At 71.6% G+C, this 17,572-nt stretch carries 11 protein-coding genes; 5 read left to right on the forward strand and 6 right to left on the reverse strand.

Annotation, left to right across the window (positions count from 1 at the left end):
- Nucleotides 1–68: 68 nt before the first annotated feature.
- Nucleotides 69–1,055 (reverse strand): malate dehydrogenase, encoded by a 987-nt coding sequence (locus C2L59_RS28800; protein ID WP_103352668.1) that lies wholly within the window; start codon nucleotides 1,053–1,055, stop codon nucleotides 69–71.
- A gap of 468 nt (nucleotides 1,056–1,523) precedes the next feature.
- Here C2L59_RS28800 and C2L59_RS28805 point away from each other — a divergent pair, with 468 nt between their 5' ends.
- Complete coding sequence (locus C2L59_RS28805) at nucleotides 1,524–2,153, forward strand: DUF4360 domain-containing protein (RefSeq protein ID WP_199199302.1); 630 nt, start codon at nucleotides 1,524–1,526, stop codon at nucleotides 2,151–2,153.
- A 66-nt stretch (nucleotides 2,154–2,219) separates the two neighbouring features.
- On the opposite strand, the gene C2L59_RS28810 is transcribed toward C2L59_RS28805, so the two are convergent.
- From C2L59_RS28810 to C2L59_RS28820, 3 genes are all read right to left on the reverse strand, one after another.
- A complete protein-coding gene (locus C2L59_RS28810) occupies nucleotides 2,220–4,307 on the reverse strand; it encodes an FUSC family protein (protein WP_103352670.1) in 2,088 nt (695 codons plus the stop codon).
- Nucleotides 4,304–7,429: a GH92 family glycosyl hydrolase gene (locus C2L59_RS28815; protein WP_103352671.1), complete on the reverse strand. Its 3,126-nt coding sequence runs from the start codon at nucleotides 7,427–7,429 to the stop codon at nucleotides 4,304–4,306. Before C2L59_RS28815 ends, C2L59_RS28810 begins: the two co-directional genes overlap by 4 nt.
- A gap of 78 nt (nucleotides 7,430–7,507) precedes the next feature.
- Nucleotides 7,508–7,903 carry a RidA family protein gene (locus tag C2L59_RS28820; protein ID WP_103352953.1) on the reverse strand — a complete coding sequence of 132 codons (396 nt, stop codon included), beginning with the start codon at nucleotides 7,901–7,903 and terminating at the stop codon, nucleotides 7,508–7,510.
- A gap of 93 nt (nucleotides 7,904–7,996) precedes the next feature.
- Here C2L59_RS28820 and C2L59_RS28825 point away from each other — a divergent pair, with 93 nt between their 5' ends.
- On the forward strand, nucleotides 7,997–8,950 hold the full coding sequence (locus tag C2L59_RS28825; protein ID WP_103352672.1) for a YafY family protein: 954 nt from the start codon (nucleotides 7,997–7,999) through the stop codon (nucleotides 8,948–8,950).
- 52 nt (nucleotides 8,951–9,002) lie between these two features.
- Here the strand turns inward: C2L59_RS28825 and C2L59_RS28830 are convergent, their stop codons facing one another.
- Nucleotides 9,003–13,328, reverse strand: a complete 4,326-nt coding sequence (locus C2L59_RS28830; RefSeq protein WP_103352673.1) for a GH92 family glycosyl hydrolase — start codon at nucleotides 13,326–13,328, stop codon at nucleotides 9,003–9,005.
- 148 nt (nucleotides 13,329–13,476) lie between these two features.
- Here C2L59_RS28830 and C2L59_RS28835 point away from each other — a divergent pair, with 148 nt between their 5' ends.
- On the forward strand, nucleotides 13,477–15,108 hold the full coding sequence (locus tag C2L59_RS28835) for a tannase/feruloyl esterase family alpha/beta hydrolase (RefSeq protein WP_103352674.1): 1,632 nt from the start codon (nucleotides 13,477–13,479) through the stop codon (nucleotides 15,106–15,108).
- Between the two features lie 41 nt (nucleotides 15,109–15,149).
- Nucleotides 15,150–15,794 carry a bifunctional 2-polyprenyl-6-hydroxyphenol methylase/3-demethylubiquinol 3-O-methyltransferase UbiG gene (locus C2L59_RS28840; RefSeq protein WP_103352675.1) on the forward strand — a complete coding sequence of 215 codons (645 nt, stop codon included), beginning with the start codon at nucleotides 15,150–15,152 and terminating at the stop codon, nucleotides 15,792–15,794.
- Here the strand turns inward: C2L59_RS28840 and C2L59_RS28845 are convergent.
- Nucleotides 15,784–16,539, reverse strand: a complete 756-nt coding sequence (locus C2L59_RS28845; RefSeq protein ID WP_233223755.1) for a helix-turn-helix domain-containing protein — start codon at nucleotides 16,537–16,539, stop codon at nucleotides 15,784–15,786. The genes C2L59_RS28840 and C2L59_RS28845 overlap by 11 nt on opposite strands.
- 55 nt (nucleotides 16,540–16,594) lie before the next feature.
- Between C2L59_RS28845 and C2L59_RS28850 the strand changes: the two genes are divergently transcribed.
- Complete coding sequence (locus C2L59_RS28850) at nucleotides 16,595–17,560, forward strand: zinc-binding dehydrogenase (protein ID WP_103352676.1); 966 nt, start codon at nucleotides 16,595–16,597, stop codon at nucleotides 17,558–17,560.
- Nucleotides 17,561–17,572: the final 12 nt, after the last annotated feature.

The raw sequence follows: 17,572 nt of genomic DNA on the forward strand, positions 1-17,572 counted from the left end.
GCGGTGTTCGCCGGACGCGAAAGGGGCCGCTGTCCTGCCGGACGGCGGCCCCTTCGTGGTGCGGTGGCTCAGATGAGGCCGAGCTTCTGCACGGTGTCGCGTTCCTCGACGAGCTCGTTGACGGAGGCGTCGATGCGGGTGCGGGAGAAGTCGTCGATCTCGAGGCCCTGGACGATTTTGTACTGGCCGTTCTCGGCGGTGACCGGGAAGGACGAGATGAGGCCTTCGGGGACGCCGTAGGAGCCGTCGGAGGCGACGGCGGCGGAGGTCCAGTCGCCGGCCGGGGTGCCGTTGACCCAGGTGTACACGTGGTCGATGGCGGCGGAGGCGGCCGAGGCGGCGGAGGAGAGGCCGCGGGCTTCGATGATGGCGGCGCCGCGCTTGGCGACAGTGGGGATGAAGTCGTTTTCGAGCCAGGCCTGGTCGACGGCGCCGGTGATGCTCTTGCCGCCGAATTCGGCGTGCTGGACCGAGGGGTACTGGGTGGCGGAGTGGTTGCCCCAGATGGCGACCTTCTTGAGGTCGGTGACCGGGACGCCGAGCTTCTTGGCGAGCTGGGCGAGGGCGCGGTTGTGGTCGAGGCGGGTCATCGCGGTGAAGCGCTCGGCGGGCACGTCGGGGGCGTGGGAGCGGGCGATGAGGGCGTTGGTGTTGGCGGGGTTGCCGACGACGAGGACCTTGATGTCGTCGGCGGCGCCGGCGTTGATGGCTTCACCCTGGGGCTTGAAGATGCCGCCGTTGGCTTCGAGGAGGTCGCCGCGCTCCATGCCCTTGCTGCGGGGGCGGGCGCCGACGAGGAGGGCGATGTTGGTGCCTTCGAAGGCCTGCTTGGGGTCGTCGAAGATGTCGATGCCGGCCAGGAGTCCGAACGCGCCGTCGTCGAGCTCCATGGCGGTGCCCTCGGCCGCCTTGACCGCCTGCGGGATCTCGAGGAGCCGCAGCCTCACCGGGACGTCCTGGCCGAGGAGCTGACCGGACGCGATGCGGAAGAGCAGCGCGTAGCCGATCTGGCCGGCGGCGCCGGTGACGGTCACGTTGACTGGGGCTTGGGTCATTGCGGTTCTCCAGCTTGAGACGACTTTGGCTAGTGCTTGGGAGCCTATCCCTCCCGGGCGTTGCCGGTCGGGTGCGTCCAGTCACTGTTGTGAGGATCGCTTTCCTGGCCGCCTGCAGGTTGGTTGGGGGTGGGTTCGTCGGAAAGGTACGGTTCGTCCCGTTGAGGTAAGTTTCATGATCGACGCCGGGTGGGCTCGATCGCGCCGCCGGCCGGGGCGGGGTGAAACGATCAAGCCCGGACGTCGCGGGGTGATCGCGGACGGCGGGCAGCGGTCCGGGGGTGCGAAATCGTTTTCCGGTCCAATTCATTCGTGCCTCGCGAGAATGTCGGTCCAAAATTATCGGCATACCGCGTGGCGGGACGGCTACTGCGCGTTGCTCCGTTCAGCGGGGTTTGCTTCCATGATCCTTTCGCTACCATGGTCGGCGCCCCCGTCCCCAATTCGAATGTATTGGGAAGGATTCCGATGCTGTCTGCGGTCGTTGCTGCCGTAATGGCGCTCTCCTCTGTGGTCGCCCCGCATTCGTGGAACACTCCGCCGCCGCCCGACAAAATCGTCATCGACGTCGTCAACGCCATCGGCACCGGCTGTCCGACGGGCACGTCCGCGGTGGCGGTTTCGCAGGACAACACGGCGTTCACCGTGACCTACAGCGCCTACACGGCGTTGGTCGGGGTCGGCGCCGGACCGCTGGACGCGCGGAAGAACTGTCAGATCGGCCTGCGGGTGCACGTGCCGCAGGGCTTCACCTACGGAATCGCGCAGGCCGACTACCGCGGGTTCGCGCACCTGGAAAAGGGTGCGACCGGCCTGGAAAGAGCGAACTACTATTTCCAGGGTAATTCACCGACCGCGTACATCCAGCATCCGCTGGCCGGGCCGTTCGAAGACGACTGGCATTTCACCGATTCGACGGAGGTCGGCGCCATCGTGTTCAAGCCGTGCGGCGAGGAGCGCAATCTGAACATCAACACGGAATTGCGGGCCGCGGCCGGGACGTCGGATCCGAAGAAGACGACGAGCTACGTCACGATGGACTCGACCGACGGCAGCATCACCACGGTGTACCACTTCGCGTGGCTCGTGTGCCCGTGATCGGCTCCGGGTGACCGGAGGTCCAGAGGGGCGGCGCGGCGGGAAAGCTGCGCCGCCCCGGGCCGGTCAGGGCTTCGCCGGGGCCCGGGGATCGGTGGCTTCGACGCCGAATACGCGGCCGAGGGAGACGAGGGCCTCGTCGAGGTGGCTGAGGCTGGACAGGACCGCGCGGGTCTCGGCCTGCTCGACGCGGTCGGAGACCGGTGTGCCGTCGTCGCGCACGAGCGTCCCGGGTGTGGGGCCACCCGGGGCGGCCAGTGCGCCGCGGAGGATGTCGATGTTGGCCAGCAGCCGGCCGGTGAACAGCCGGAGGCGGTCGGCGTCGGGGCCGGCGAGCTGGCCGGGCTGGGCGCGGGCGGCGACGTGCCGGGCGCGGAAGGCGATGGTTTCCAGGGTGGTGAGCACGTGCCAGCCGTAGTCGCGGCGGGCGCTGCGGAGGTTGACCGGGTGGGTCAGTGGTTCGACGGTGGTGCGGACCTGGTCGACGCTGCGGTCGAGGTCGCGGGAGAGTTCGATGACGTTGACGTTCTCCTCGCCGGCGAGCAGCCCGCGGGTGTGCTGGAGGAACTCTTCGAGGTCGTCGAGCACTCCGGCGATGTCGTCGAGCATGACCGAGCGGGTGCGGACCGGGACGATGACGACCGCGGCGAGGATGCCGGCGGCGGCGCCGACGGCGGTTTCGGCGACGCGGATCCACAGCACCTGCAGGCTGAAGGTGCCGAGCAGGCTGTAGAGCAGGCCGAGCATGCTGGTGACGAAGAACGCCATCACCACCTGGGACACGCGCGCGGTGTAGACCATGCCGAACACGCACACGAGGATCAGGGCGAGGGTGGCCGGGGTGTTGCCGCCGACCAGCAGCGCGAGCAGGACGCCGCCGACGATGCCGATCAGGGTGCCGCCGAGGCGGCGGACGCCCTTGACGAAGGTGGCGCCGGCGCTGGAGGCGCCGATGAACACGACGAACACGGTCAGCACGGCCCAGTACCAGCGCTGGTGGGAGACGAGTTCGCCGCCGAGCACGGCGAGCCCGCCGCCGACGACGGCCTGGATCGCGCTGCGGGTGCGGTTGTCGTAGGCGAACCTCGGGGCCGGCTCGTCTTCGTCGTCGGGGGCGAGCGGGTCCGGGGTCGCCTCCGGGGTGGCGGCGCGCTGGGCGCGGTCGTCGGCCAGGGCCAGTTCGGCGAGGGCCTTGCGGACGCCGTCGCCCGGCGCGGCGTGGGAGTCGATGCGGCTGCCTTCGACGAGCATCCGGCTGTATTCGCCGGTCTGGCTGATCAGCGGCAGCTCGCGCGGGTCGCGTTCCATCAGGGCGCGGAAGCGGGCGAGCCGGGCGATGAGGTCGTCGCGGACTTCGGTGGCGAGTTCGTGGGTGCAGGTGCGCTGGACGGTGCTGGCCAGCCAGCCGACGGCGAGTTCGACCTCGATGGCGCGGCGGCGCAGCACGTCGGCGGCGCGGGCGTCGACGACGTCGGGGGCAGCGTCCTCGATGAGCAGCACGCATTCGTGCAGGCGGGCCAGTGCGGAGCGGAGCTGCTTGCGGGTGCGTTCGCCGCCGTTGACCGCGAGGTGGGCTTCGGTGGCGCGGACGACGGCGCCGAGGCGGGCGCGGAAGGCGCGGCGCACGCGCAGGAACTCGACCTCGGCGTTGTGGCGGAGCAGGACGAACCGGACGACGGCGTTGGCGAGCACCCCGACGCCGAGGGCCACCAGCAGCTGGGGGACCTGCTTGAGGTGGGCCTGCAGGAACATCGGGAAGAAGAACAGGAAGAAGGCGATCGAGCCGAGCGCGGTGCCGCGGGCGCCGAAGCGCTGGGCGTAGACGGCGACGAAGATCAGCAGGACGAACACGATGCTGTCCAGCGGTGGCAGCGCCGAGCCGAGGCTGGCCACGGTGATCGACGCGGCTCCGGTGAGGAAGGCCAGGACGAGGGTGACGGCCTGGCCGCCCGGGGTCGCGTCGTTGACGGTGAACGCGGTCATCATCGCGGCGATGGCGCCGACGAGCATGACGGTGAGCGGGACGTGCGCGGGCAGCAGCGCGGCCACGGCCAGGACGATGCCGAGCACGGCGGAGCCGGCCAGCCGCAGCCGGACCAGGCCGGGGTCGGCCGCCGCGAACCGGTCGAGAGCGGCGGTGCGGAGGTGGTTCATCGGGCGAGGAGCTCCCACTGGGCGAGGGTGGCGCGGCGGCCGCGGGTGGCGGTGATCCGCAGCCGGTAGTGCGGGTGCGCGGCCGGGGTGGCGAGGGCGAACGGGCGGGTCTGGCGGCGCCAGCGGAACAGCTCGTCGTCGCGTTCGTCCAGGGTGGACCAGTGGGTGCCGTCGTCGGAGCCTTCCAGGACCCACGCGCTGGGGTCGCCGCCGCGGGCGCCGGAGGTCAGGGTGTACAGGGCGAGTTCGCGGGGTTCGCCGGTGACGGTGAATGCGATGGCCGGGGTGGCGCTCGAGAAGGTGACCTGGGTGCGGGTGGTGTCGTCGAACAGGGCGCCGGTCTTGGTGCCGTCGGCGGCGGTTGCGGTGCCGGTGAGGTCGGTGAGCGGGGCCGGGTGTTCGGCGGGCGGTGGCGGGGCGCCCCAGTCCGTCGGTTCGGTCGTCAGGTCGAAGACGAGTTCGGCGCCGGCGGCGAGGGTGGCGTGGGCGATCGAGGTGGCGTCGTGGGGTTCGCCGTTGACGGTGAGCCCGCGGACGTAGACCGTTTCGGCGGTGTTGCCGGGGGCGTGGACGACGAGCTTGCGGCCGTCGCCGAGGTGGACGGTCGCCTTCTCGAACAGGGGTGAGCCGAGGGCGTAGCGCGGGCTGCCGACGGCGAGGGGGTAGAAGCCGAGGGCGGCGAAGACGTACCAGGCGGACATCTCGCCGTTGTCCTCGTCGCCGGGGTAGCCCTGGCCGATGTCGCTGCCGAGGTAGAGCCGGCGCAGCACTTCGCGCACGGTGGCCTGGGTCTTCGCGGGTGCGCCGGCCTGGCCGTAGATCCAGGGGATGTGGTGCGAGGGCTGGTTGGAGTGGCCGTACTGGCCCATCCGGACGTCGCGGGCTTCGGTCATCTCGTGGATCAGCCCGCCGTACGCGCCGGGACGGCGGCCGGTCTCGGGGGTGGCGAAGAACGTGTCGAGCTTGGCTTCGAGGCCGGCGTGGCCGCCGTGCAGGGCGGCGAGGCCGGGGCCGTCGTGCGGGGCGGTGAAGGCGGTGTTCCAGGCGTTGGTTTCGACGAAGTCGCCGCCCCAGGCGGCCGGGTCGTAGCCCTCGGGGGCGAACTTGCGGCGTCCGTCGCGGTGGCGGCCCTGGAAGAAGCCGATCTTCGGGTCGAAGTGGTGGACGTAGTGCTTCGCGCGCTCGCGGAAGTAGGCGGCGTAGTCGCCGTACGTCCGGGCCCGCGGTCCGGAGCTTTCCCGGGAAAGCTCCGCCGCGAGGTTGGCCAGGCCGAAGTCGTTGATGCAGCCCTCCAGGGCCCAGGACAGTCCTTCGTGGACGGGCACCGGGGTGTAGTGCAGGAAGATCGACTCTTCGAGGCCCTTGCGGCCGACCGAGCGGCGCGGCGGGGTGACGGTGGCGTTCTTCACCCCGGCGTCGAAGGCGGCCTCGACGTCGAAGTTGCGGACGCCCTTGAGGTAGGCGTCGGCGAAGGCGACGTCGGAGCTGGTGCCGGTCATCAGGTCCGCGTAGCCGGGGGAGGACCAGCGGGCGATCCAGCCGCCTTCGCGGTACTGCTGGACGAACCCGTCGATCATCCGGCCGCAGCGTTCCGGGGTGAGCAGCGCGTAGGCGGGCCAGGTGGTGCGGTAGGTGTCCCAGAAGCCGTTGTTGACGTAGAGCTCGCCGTCGATGACCTTCGCGCCGGTGCGCCGGCGGGTGCTCGGCCACCACCGGTGCACGACCGGGCTGGCGTGGCGGATCCCTTTCGGCGTCGTCTCGTGGGCGACGTTCGGGTACAGGAACAGCCGGTAGAGGTTGGAGTACAGCGTCGTGCGCTGGTCTTCGGTGGCGCCTTCGACCTCGACGCGGCCGAGCTCGTCCTGCCACAGCCGCCGGGCCTGGGCTTGCACCTCTTCGAACGTCGTCCCGGCCGGGATCTCCTGCTCCAGGTTGTGTTTGGCCTGGGCCAGGCTGATCAGCGACGTCGCGATCCGCAGCGTGACGTCGGGGCCGTCGAATTCGAAGTACCCGGTGACCCGCCGCCACGGCGGGAACCGGACCTTCGCCCCGCGGGTGGCCGGCGCGTCGGTGACGCCGTAGACGAACATCCGGCGCGCCCCGGCCGACAGCCGGCTGCGGACCCGGGTGTGGCCGGTGATCACCCCGGTGTCGGCGTTGATGCGCAGCCGGCCGCGGTTGCCGACGTTGTCGAACAGCAGCCAGCCGTGCTTGCTGGGGAAGGTGAACCGCATGATCGCCGCGTGCGACGTGGGTGCGAGGTCGGCGGTCATGCCGTTGGCGAACCGGACGCCGTAGTGGTGCGGCGAGGCGGTCTCGTCGTCGTGGGAGAAGGCCAGTGCGCGTTTGCGGCGGCGGGGCTCGACCGGGCCGGTGCCGGGCATGACGTGGAAGGTGTGCCGGTCGCCCATCCACGGGCTCGGTTGGTGGGACAGCGCGAACGCCTGCAGGGCCGGCCGGTTCTGCTCGTCGTTGTGGCGGTGGTAGGAGTAGAGCCAGTTGGTCACGCCGGCGTCGGTGACCGGGGTCCAGAAGTTGAAGCCGTGCGGCACAGCCGTGGCGGGGAAGTTGTTGCCGCGGGAAAACTCGCCGCTGGAGTGCGTGCCGCGGGTCGTGCGGACGCAGTCGACGGGGTCGCGTGGCTGCTCCGGGCGTTCGGCGATCCGGACGTCGTCGAGCCAGCCGCCGGTGTCTTCGGAGGGGGAGCCGGTGCGCAGCACGAGCCGGCTGATCCGGCGTCCGGCGAAGGCGCCCAGCGGGCGGCGGACGAGGTTCCACTGGTCGACCCACAACGTCTTGTCGTCGACCGGGGCGAAGCCGGCGGAGGTGCCGTCGGCGAACTCGACGTCGAGGCTGACGCGGGTGGCGTGGTAGGCGGGGACGTCGCCGTCGGCTTCGGGGAAGACCACATAGGACAGCTCGGTGCGGCCGGTGACGGGCACGTCCAGTTCGAACAGGACGGCGTGCGGCCGGGCGGTGTACCGCAGGGCCTGCGTGCCGGTGAAGCCGACGCCGGCCTTGGCCGTGGGGGAGTGCTCCGGGCCGCTGCCGACGCGCAGGCCGGGGTCCGCCGGCTGCGGGTCACCGGTTTCGAAGGAGGAGAAGAACACGGCGTCGGACATGCGATTACCGTAACCGCCGCCGGGCGGCGCAGCGTGCTGAGCACCGCGGCCCGGGCGCCCCGGGCCGCGGTGCCCGTCCTAGGCGACGGCGGTTCCCTCCAGCTCCACCAGCTGGCCGGGCACCGCCAGCCGGCTCACCCCGAGCAGCGTGGTGGCCGGCGCCACCCCGGCCGCGCCCAGCCGCGCCGCCAGCACGCCGTAGTGCGGGAACAGCCCGTCGACGTCGGTGGTGTAGACGTTCAGCCGGACCAGGTGCGGCAGGGACATGCCGGCCTCGGCGAGCACCGCCTCCAGGTTGTCCAGGCTCAGCGCCAGCTGCGCCGCCGGGTCTCCCTCGTGCTGCGGCTTGCCCTCGGCGTCCATCGCCGTCTGCCCCGAGCAGTACAGGGTGCGGGTCTGCCCCGAGACGACCTCGCCCTGGTTGAAGCCCAGTGCCGGCGACCACGTCACCGGGTTGACCGCCGTTCGTTCCAGTGCCACATCAGCTCCGTTCGTCGAATTGCTGCACCGGGGACCTTTCCGGCGAATCACGACATCCTGTGTCGGGTATTCCGCTACCGTCTCGAGGTGCGTGCCGACCGGCTGGTCTCCCTGGTGCTGTTGCTGCGTCAGCGCGGCCGGCTGACCGCCGAAGCGCTGGCCCGCGAGCTGGAGGTGTCGACCCGCACGGTGCTGCGCGACATCGACGCGCTCTCGGGCGTGGGTGTCCCGGTCTACGCCGAACGCGGCCGCCACGGCGGGTTCGCGCTGCTGCCCGGCTTCCGGACCGAGCTGACCGGCCTGAACCACGACGAAGCCCTGGCCCTGCTGACCACCGGGCGCGCGTTCGGCCTGGGCCCGGCGCTGGCCTCGGCGATGCGCAAGGTGGCCGACGCCCTGCCCGAAACCCACGTGGCCCCCGCGGGGCGCTTCCTCGTCGAGCCGGAGACCGACCTGCTCTCCCGCCGTCCCGTCGTCGAAGAAGTGGACCACCCGGCGATGCTCGAGGTCCGCCGCGCGGTCCTGGCCGGCCGCCGGCTGCGCATCCGCTACGCGGCCACCGGCCAGGAGCCGCGGTGGCGCACGGTGGATCCGATCGGCCTGGTCACCGTCCGCGACCGCGGCTACCTGCTGGCCACCCGGGCGGGTGCGGATCGCACGTACCGGCTGTCGCGGGTCCTGGCCGCGCAGCAGCTTCCCGAACCGGCCGAGCGCCCGGGCGAGGTCGACCTGGACCGCCTCTGGCGGCAACGCTGTGCGGCGTTCCTGGCCGAGGGCCACCTCGCCGTGCGGGTCCGGGTGCGCCCGGACCGGCGGGAAGACCTGCTGAGCGCGGCGGTGGCGGTCCGCGCCGAGCACCCCGACGCCGACGGCTGGCTGCGGTTCGAGGTCACCTACCAGGACGCCTGGCACGCCGAATGGGCGCTGTGGCAGCTGGGTGCGGACGCGGAAGCCCTGAGCCCGGAGTCGTTGCGCACGGCGCTGCGCGACCGGGCCGCCGCCATCGCCGGCCGCTACGCCGAGGGCGGCACTTTCACGTGAAAGTGCCGCCCTCGGGAGGTCGCTTTCACGTGAAAGCGACGGTCAGCCGGGATTACATCTTCGTGCACTGCCCGGCGACCGGGCCGCGCACCGTGTTCGGCAGGTCGTGGTCCGTCGGCGCCGGCGTGTTGACCGCGCAGGCCAGCGGGCCGCCGACCGTGCTGGCCGTCAGCACCGGCCCGTGGTTGCCGGTCAGCGCCACCGGGCCGCCGATGTCGGTCAGCTCGATCGACACCGGCCCGGTCGCGCCGGTGACGGCCACCGGGCCGCGCACCTTCGTGCGGTTCAGCACCACCTGGCCCGCGCCGGTGGCCGCCAGCGGCCCGTTCAGGGAACCACCGCGGACGATCAGCGAGGCGCCGCCGCTCACGGTGACCGGACCGGACACCGTCGCGTCCTGCAGGCACACCGTGCCGGACGTGATCGACAGCGGACCGTTCGACGCGCCCGTGATCGTCTTCGCGCAGGACGCGTCCGGCTTGCCCAGCAGCTCGAATTCGGCCAGCTGCGCCGGGGCGCCGGTGCTGGTCGCGGTCACTTCGAGCCGGTAGTAGGCGTAGTGCGCCGGGTCGGCCACCTTGAACGCGCGGGTTTGCTGCCGCCAGGTGAACGCCTGGTTGTCCTGCTTGTCGGCCACCGCCCACGTCTTGCCGTCGTAGGAGCCCTTCAGCACCCAGCTCTTCGGGTCGCCCGCACCGGTCTGGGACGTCAGCGTGTAGTGCGTGACGGCCTCGTCGGTCGAGTTCAGCTGGTACTGCAGGGCGCCGGTGACGGCGGCCTGGGTGCGCGAGGTGTTGTCGATCAGCGCGGCGGCGTTGGAACCGTCCGAAGTGGACAGCGTGCCCTTGCCCGCGCCGGTCTCGTCGTGCAGCGGCGTCGGGACGGCGTCACCCGTGGTGATCGACTTCGGCGCGTCGTTCGGGCCGGTGCCCCAGTTCGAGGGGTTCGGGCCCAGGTCGAAGTCGATCGTGCCGCCGCGGGCGATCAGGTCCTGCGGCAGCGACGTCGAGGAGTACGCCTTGCCGTTGACCTTCACACCCTGCACGTAGACGTTCCTCGCGTTGTTCTTCGGCGCGTTGATCACCAGGTTCTTGCCGCCGGCCAGGTGGATGGTGGCCTTCTTGAACAGCGGCGACCCGATCGCGTAGTTCGGGCTGCCCATCTGCAGCGGGTAGAAGCCCAGCGCGCTGAAGGTCCACCACGCCGACTGCTCGCCGTTGTCCTCGTCGCCCGCATAGCCCTGGCCGATCTCGCTGCCGGTGTAGAGCCGCGAGAGCGCCTCACGGACCTTCTCCTGCGTCTTCGCCGGCTGACCCGCGTAGTCGTACATGTACAGCGTGTGGTGCGAGGCCTGGTTGGAATGGCCGAGCTGGCCCATCCGCACGTCTCGGGCCTCCCGCATCTCGTGGATCACCCCGCCGTAGGAGCCCGGGAAGTTCGCGGTCTCCTGGTCGGCGAAGAAGGCGTCCAGCTTCTTCGCCAGGCCCGCCTTGCCGCCGTAGAGGTTCGCCAGGCCCTGACCGTCCTGCGGCACGGAGAACGCCATGCCCCAGCCGTCGGTCTCGGTGTAGTCGATGCCCCACACCCGCGGGTCGTAGTCGGCCGTCGACCGGCTGAACTTGCCCGCCGCGTCCCGGCCCTGGAAGAACCCGACGCTCGGGTCGAACAGGTTCACGTACTGCTGCGCGCGGCTGGTGAAGTACTCGTAGTTGGCCAGGTACTCCGCCTTGCGCGGGTCACTCGCCGGGGCTTCGTCGTAGAGCTTCTTCGACAGGTTCGCGATGCCGTAGTCGTTGACGTAGCCCTCGATCGACCACGAGAACCCGTGGTCGGCCGTGTTGGGCGAGTAGCCGAGGAAGATGCCCTCGTCGATGCCCTTGCGGCCGACGGCGTTGTTCGGCGGGGTCACCGTCGCGTTCTTCAGCGCCGCGTCGTAGGACGCCTTGACGTCGAAGTTGCGGACGCCCTTGAGGTAGGCGTCGGCGAAGGCGACGTCGGAGCTGGTGCCGGTCATCAGGTCGGCGTAGCCCGGCGAGGACCACCGCGAGATCCAGCCGCCGTCGCGGTACTGCTGCACGAACCCGTCGACCATCTTCCCGGCCATGTCCGGCGTGAGCAGCGAGTACGCCGGCCAGGTGGTGCGGTAGGTGTCCCAGAACCCGTTGTTGACGTAGGTCTGGCCGTCGACGATCTTCGCCCCCGTCTGGGTCGGGGTGTTAGCGCCGGTCTTCGGCGAGACGAAGCTGGCGTACTGGTACTTCGGCTTCTCCGGGGTGCCGGTGTTCTCGAACCCGGAGTTCGGGTAGAGGAACAGCCGGTACAGGTTCGAGTACAGCGTCGTGAGCTGGTCCTTCGACGCGCCCTCGACCTCGATCACCTTCAGCTGCTCGTCCCAGATCCGCTGCGCGGCGTCGCGGACGGAGTCGAAGGTCGCGGTCGGCGCGATCTCCTGCGCCAGGTTCTTCTTCGCCTGGTCCACGCTGATCAGCGACGTCGCGATCCGCATCGTCACCGTCTTGTCGGCGCCGGCGGCAAACCGCAGGTAGCCGGCGACGTCGTCGTGGCCCTGCCCGGTGAGCTTCGCACCCGCGGTGACCGGCTTGTCGAAAGTGGCGTAGACGAACATCCGGCCCGCACCGGCCGACAGGCCGCTCTTGACGTCGGTGTAGCCCGAGAGCGTGCCGCTCGCGGTGTCGAGCGTCAGCCCGCCCTGGTTCTTGTAGTTGTCGAAGATCAGGCTGGAGTCACTGCCCGGGAAGGAGAACCGGAACACCGCCGCATGGTCGGTCGGGGCGATCTCGGTCTTGATGCCGTTCTCGAACTGCACGCCGTAGTAGTGCGCGCGAGCGACCTCGTTGTCGTGCTTGAACGCCAGCGCCCGTGCGTCGCGGTTGGCGTCCGGCACCCCGGCGGCCGCGGACGGCATGACCTGGAAGGTCTGCCGGTCGCCCATCCACGGGCTCGGCTCGTGGCTGACGCTGAACGCCTGCAGCTCCGGCAGGTTCTGCTCGTTGTTCTGGCTGTGGTAGTTGTACATCCACCGCACGTCGTCGTCGTCGGCGTTCGCGTCCGTCACCGGGGTCCAGAAGTTGAACCCGTGCGGCACCGCCGTGGCGGGGAAGTTGTTGCCCCGGGAGAACGTGCCGTTGGCCATCGTGCCGCGCGTGGTGAGCACGTTGTCACTCGGGCGGGTGCTGGCCGGCGGGGTCGGCGTCGCCGAGATCTTCACGTCATCCAGCCAGCCCTGCAGCGAGCCGGGACCGTCCGGGTTGTCGTAGCCGACCAGGATCCGGTCGACCGTCTTGCCCTTGGCCACCGTCCCGATCGCCGAGCGCACCAGGTTCCACTGGTTGGTGTAGAGCACCTTGCTCTTGCCCTGGCCCTCCGGCGTCAGCGGGAAGCCGTACTGGTCGGTCGCGCCCAGGTCGCGCAGCCGGGTGCCGTCGGTGAAGACCAGGTCGATCGCCACGTTCGTGCTCTGGTACTTCAGGTCACCGGTGATGAACTGCGGCTGCACCTTGTAGGTCAGCTCGGTCGAGGGCACGACGGGGATGTCCACGTCGAAGACCTTGTTGTAGGAGTAGCCGTGCGGCTGGGTCTGGCTGCCGGAGTAGCGGAACGCCTTGAGCCCGGTGAAGCCGACCCGGTTCTTGTTCGTGTACCCGCTGGTCGGGCCGGAGTCGGTGAAGCTGCGCATGTTCGGCAGCGGCGGCGGCGCGGGCTCGTCGTTGGCCAGCAGCAGCTCCGACAGCTGCAGGATCGGGCCGCCGTTGTTGCGGGTGACCTCCAGCCGGAAGTACTTGTACGCCGCCGTCGGCGCGGCCAGCGGGTAGTCCTTCTGCTGGAACCGGGCGGTGAACGCCTGATCGGTCTGCTTGTCCAGGTCGGTCCAGGCGCTCCCGTCGGCCGAGCCCTGCAGCGTCCAGTCCCGGGGGTCGCGCTCGGCGAAGTCGTTGGCCGAGGAGATCGCGTAGTGGGTGATCGACGTCGGCTCCGACAGCGTGAACTGCGCCCACGCCGTCGGGTCCCAGGACAGCCACTTGGTGTCGGTCGTGCCGTCGACGAGGTTCGAGGCCACTTCGCCGCCGCCGCCGTTCTCGCTGCTGGCGCTGGTCTCGGTCACCTTGCCGCGGACGTCACCGGGGATCGCGGTGCCGTTCGCGCCGTTGATCCCGGCCGCGCGCGGCTTGCCCGCCGCGTCGGTGTCGACCGTGTCGGTCCACGTCGGCTGGACGTCACCGGGCTCGAAGGAGGACGAGAAATCGGCGGGCAGGGCGTCTTCGGCGGCGGACGAGGCCGCGGGGAGGGCGACCAGGCCGGCGGCGACCACGGCGGCGGTCACCAGGAAAGCGACCGGCGGTCTGGCGCTTCGGGGCATCGTTGCTCCAAGCTCGGAGGGCGGATTCAGCAGCGCCGCGCAGGCGGGGACCGGCGGCGCCAACGAAGGGAAACGCGCGGGTGACATCGATGTCAAGACCGCCCGGCAAACCTGGCCAGAATCAGACAACGCCGAAAACGGGGGACCGATGAGACCACTGAAGATCTTTGCCGCCACCGCCGCACTGACCCTCGCCACCACCACGTTCACCCCGGCCGCCGCCACCGCCGCGCCCGGTTCGCCCGTCCGGCCGGTGACCACCTGCGCCGACCTGGTCCGCGGCTTCGCCCTCCCGGGCGCCACCACCCACGTCACCTCGGCGGCCGTCGTCGCCGCGACCGCCACCGACCCCGAATACTGCGGCGTGGCCGGCTACGTCGAACCCGCCGTCCGCTTCGAGCTGCGGCTGCCCACCAGAACCTACGCCGGGCGCTACCTGCAGTACGGCTGCGGCGGCTTCTGCGGCCTGGTCAACCCGCCCGAATTCGCCGACTGCGGCCTGCCCCACGGTGGTGACGTCGCGGTCGCCGCCACCGACGACGGCCACGTCGGCAAGACCCCCGCCGTCGTCGACGACGGCAGCTGGGGCGCCCACGACCAGCCCGCCCGCACCGACTTCGAATACCGCGCACCGCACGTCGTCTCACGCGCGTCGAAGGCGATCATCCAGGCGTTCTACGGCGCCCCGCCGCGCAAGTCATACTTCACCGGCTGCTCCGACGGCGGCCGCGAAGCCCTCCAGCTCGCCCAGCGCTACCCGGCCGACTTCGACGGCATCGTCGCCGGCGCCCCCGCGAACGACTGGGGCCCGCTGCTCGGCGAGTACCAGACGTGGCTCGCCCGGGTGAACACCGCCGCCGACGGCAGCCCCCTCCTGACCGCGGCGAAACTGCCCGCCCTCCACACCGCCGTCCTCGCCGCCTGCGACCGCCTCGACGGCCTCGCCGACGGCCAGCTCGACGACCCGCGCGCCTGCCACTTCGACCCCGCGACCCTGACCTGCACCGGCCCGGACACCCCGGCCTGCCTCACCCCGGCCCAGGTCACCGCGACCCGCAAGCTGTACTCGCCGCCCACCGACGCCCACGGCACCCTGCTCTACCCCGGCGGCCAGCAGCCCGGCTCCGAGCTGTCCTGGGCCGGCTGGATCATCCCCACCCCGGACACCGGTGGCGTCGCCTTCGCCCGCAGCCTGGCCGACAACTACCTGCGCTACCTCGGCTACCCGATCGGCGCACCGGCCGCCACCGTGGACACCTTCACCTTCACCCGGCACGACTTCGACCGGCTCACCCCGGTCGGCGTCCGCGCCAACGCGATGAGCCTCGACCTCTCGGCGTTCCAGCGGCGCGGCGGCAAGCTCGTGCTCTGGCACGGCTGGGCCGACGAAGCCATCCCGCCGGCCGGCACGCTCGACTACTACCAGCGGCTCACCCACGGCCGTCCCCAGGACTCGGTGCGGCTGTTCATGGTCCCGTCGCTCTACCACTGCGGCGGCGGCACCACCCTCACCGAGTTCGACCCGCTGCGCGAGCTGGTCGCCTGGGTCGAACGCGGCACCGCACCCACCCGCGTGATCGCCACCGGCCGCGACACCGCCGGCCACGTCACCCGCACCCGGCCGGTGTTCGCCTACCCGCAGCGGGCGGTCTACGACGGCACCGGCAACGTCGACGACGCCGCCAGCTTCCGGCCTGCGCCGCCGGTGTCGCCGGTCCGGGACGTCGTCCACTGGGCCGGGGACCCCCTCTACGCGATCCCGGGGCCGGTCGCGCCGTAATCCGGCCACGGGGTTCCGGCGTCGTCGCTACAGTCGCGATCATGACGACGCCGGAACCCGCCGACCGCGTACTCGCCCGCGCCTCCCTCGCCGAAGGCAACCCCACCGGCTGGTTCGACCAGCTCTACACCGCCGCCGCCCGCGGCGAAGCCGAAGTCCCGTGGACCCGCGGCCAACCGGGCATCGACCTGACCGCCTGGGCCGCCGAGCACCCGGGCGGAGGCCGCCGCGCACTGGTGGTCGGCAGCGCCCTGGGCGACGACTCGGAACTGCTGGCCGCCCACGGCTGGGCGGTGACCGGCTTCGACGTCGCCCCGACCGCGGTCGCGGCCGCCCGCGCCCGGTTCCCGGAGTCCACAGTGGACTACGTGGTCGCGGACCTGCTCGACCCGCCGCCGGCCTGGCACCACGCGTTCGACCTGGTCGTGGAGATCATGAACATCCAGGCCATGCCCCGCGACTTCCGGCCCACGGCCCTGAAGTCGCTCGCGTCCTTCCTGGCCCCGGGCGGCACGGCGATCGTGTGCGAGGTGGCGGAGGAGAACATGGACATGGCGAACTGGCAGAGCCCACCGTGGCCGTTCAGCCGCCCGGAGATCGAATCCACCGCCCAGGACGGCGTCCGCCTGCTCACCCTGGACACCATCCGCGACGGCGCCCGCTACTGGGCCACCTTCACGCGCTAGCCCGGTGCCGGCCGGGCGTCGTCCCGACCACGGCCGTGAACGCCGCGATGAAGTGGCTCGGGTTCGCCCACCCGCAGGCGTGCGCGACGTGCGTCGTGTCGTGGCCGGCGGCGAGCAGGACCAGCGCGTGGTGGATGCGCAGCTGCGTGCGCCACGCGTGGAACGTCATGCCCAGCTCGGCGCGGAACAGGCGGCTCAGCGTGCGGGCGCTCGCCCCGACCCGCGGCCCGAGCTCCGCCAGCGGCGTGTTGTCCCCGGGCGTCTCGTACAGCACCCGGGCCAGGGCGCGCAGCCGGTCGTCGCGCGGCTCGGGCAGCTGCAGCGGCTGCTCGGGGGCCTCGCGCAGCTCGTCGACCAGCACCCGGCGCAGGCGCGCGCTCGCCGCGCGGTCGTACTCGCGCGGCCCGGTCAGGGCCAGCACCACCTCGCGGGCCAGGTCCGACGCCGCGAACACGGCCGGCTGCGCCGGGACGAGCCGGGCCAGCGACCCCGGCAGGAACACGATCCGCATGTCGGTGTGGCCGTGCGCGCGGTGCCGGTGGACGAACCCGGCCGGCGTCCAGGCCACCCGGTTGGCCGGCACGATCGACGTCCCCCGCTCGGTGTGCACCGACAGCACACCCCGCGCCGCGTAGACCAGGTGCCCGCGGTCGTGGGCGTCCGCGTCGCTGCCGCCGCCCGGCGGCCACAGGTGCACCCCGCCGGACGGCCAGATCCGCGACACGGGTTGGCGGCCATCGGGCATGACGTGGCAGTTTACCGGTGGTCGGCCACCGCCGTGCGCGGTGAAAGTGGGACGCATGAAGACGATGCGTGCAGCGGTGTGTGTCCGGCCCGGTGGTCCGGAGGTCCTGGAGGTCCGCGAGGTGCCGGTCCCGGCGGTCCGGGCCGGCTGGAGCCTGGTGCAGGTGAAGGGCACCGGCCTCAACCGGTCGGAGCTGCGGACGCGCCAGGGCCACTCCCCGGACGTGCGGTTCCCGCGGGTGCTCGGCATCGAATGCACCGGCGTGGTGGCCGTCGCCACCGACCCCCGCCTGCCCGAAGGGACGACCGTGGCGGCGGTGATGGGGGAGATGGGCCGCGCCTTCGACGGCGGCTACGCCGAGTACGCCCTGCTGCCGAACCCGCTGCTGATGCCGGTCACCACCACGCTGCCCTGGGAGACGCTGGCCGCGCTGCCCGAGACGTACCTGACCGCCCAAGGCGCCCTCGACGCGCTCGGGATCGGCCCGGGCCGCACCGGCCGGCTGCTGATCCGCGGCGGCACGTCCTCGGTCGGGCTCGCCGCGGCCGCCATCGCGGCCGGCCACGGCGTGACGGTCGCCGCCACCACCCGCCGGCCGGACAAAGCCGCCGCCCTGACCGGCCACGTCCTCATCGACGACGGCGGCCCGCTGACCGGCCTGCCGCGGCTGTGGCCCGAAGGCCCGGACTGGATCCTCGACCTGGTCGGCGCCCGCACCGCCGTGGACTCCCTGCGCCTGGTCCGCCGCGGCGGCACGGTCTGCGTGGCGGGCTCGCTGAGCGGCTGGATCGTCCCGGACTTCGAGCCGATCGCGGAGATTCCCTCCGGCACCAAGCTGACGGCGTTCCACAGCAACGACCACGCCGGAGCTACGGAGGTCCTGCAGCGGATCGTCGGCGAAGTCGAGGCCGGCACGTACGCGCCGCACGTCGACCGGATCTTCCCCCTCGACGAGATCGCCGACGCCCACCGGTACATGGAGGAGGACCGCGCCGCCGGAAAACTCGTCGTGGTGCCCTGAGCCGGTGGCCTA

The sequence above is a fragment of the Amycolatopsis sp. CA-128772 genome, from assembly GCF_002904295.1.
In the GTDB taxonomy this organism is placed as follows: Bacteria; Actinomycetota; Actinomycetes; order Mycobacteriales; family Pseudonocardiaceae; genus Amycolatopsis.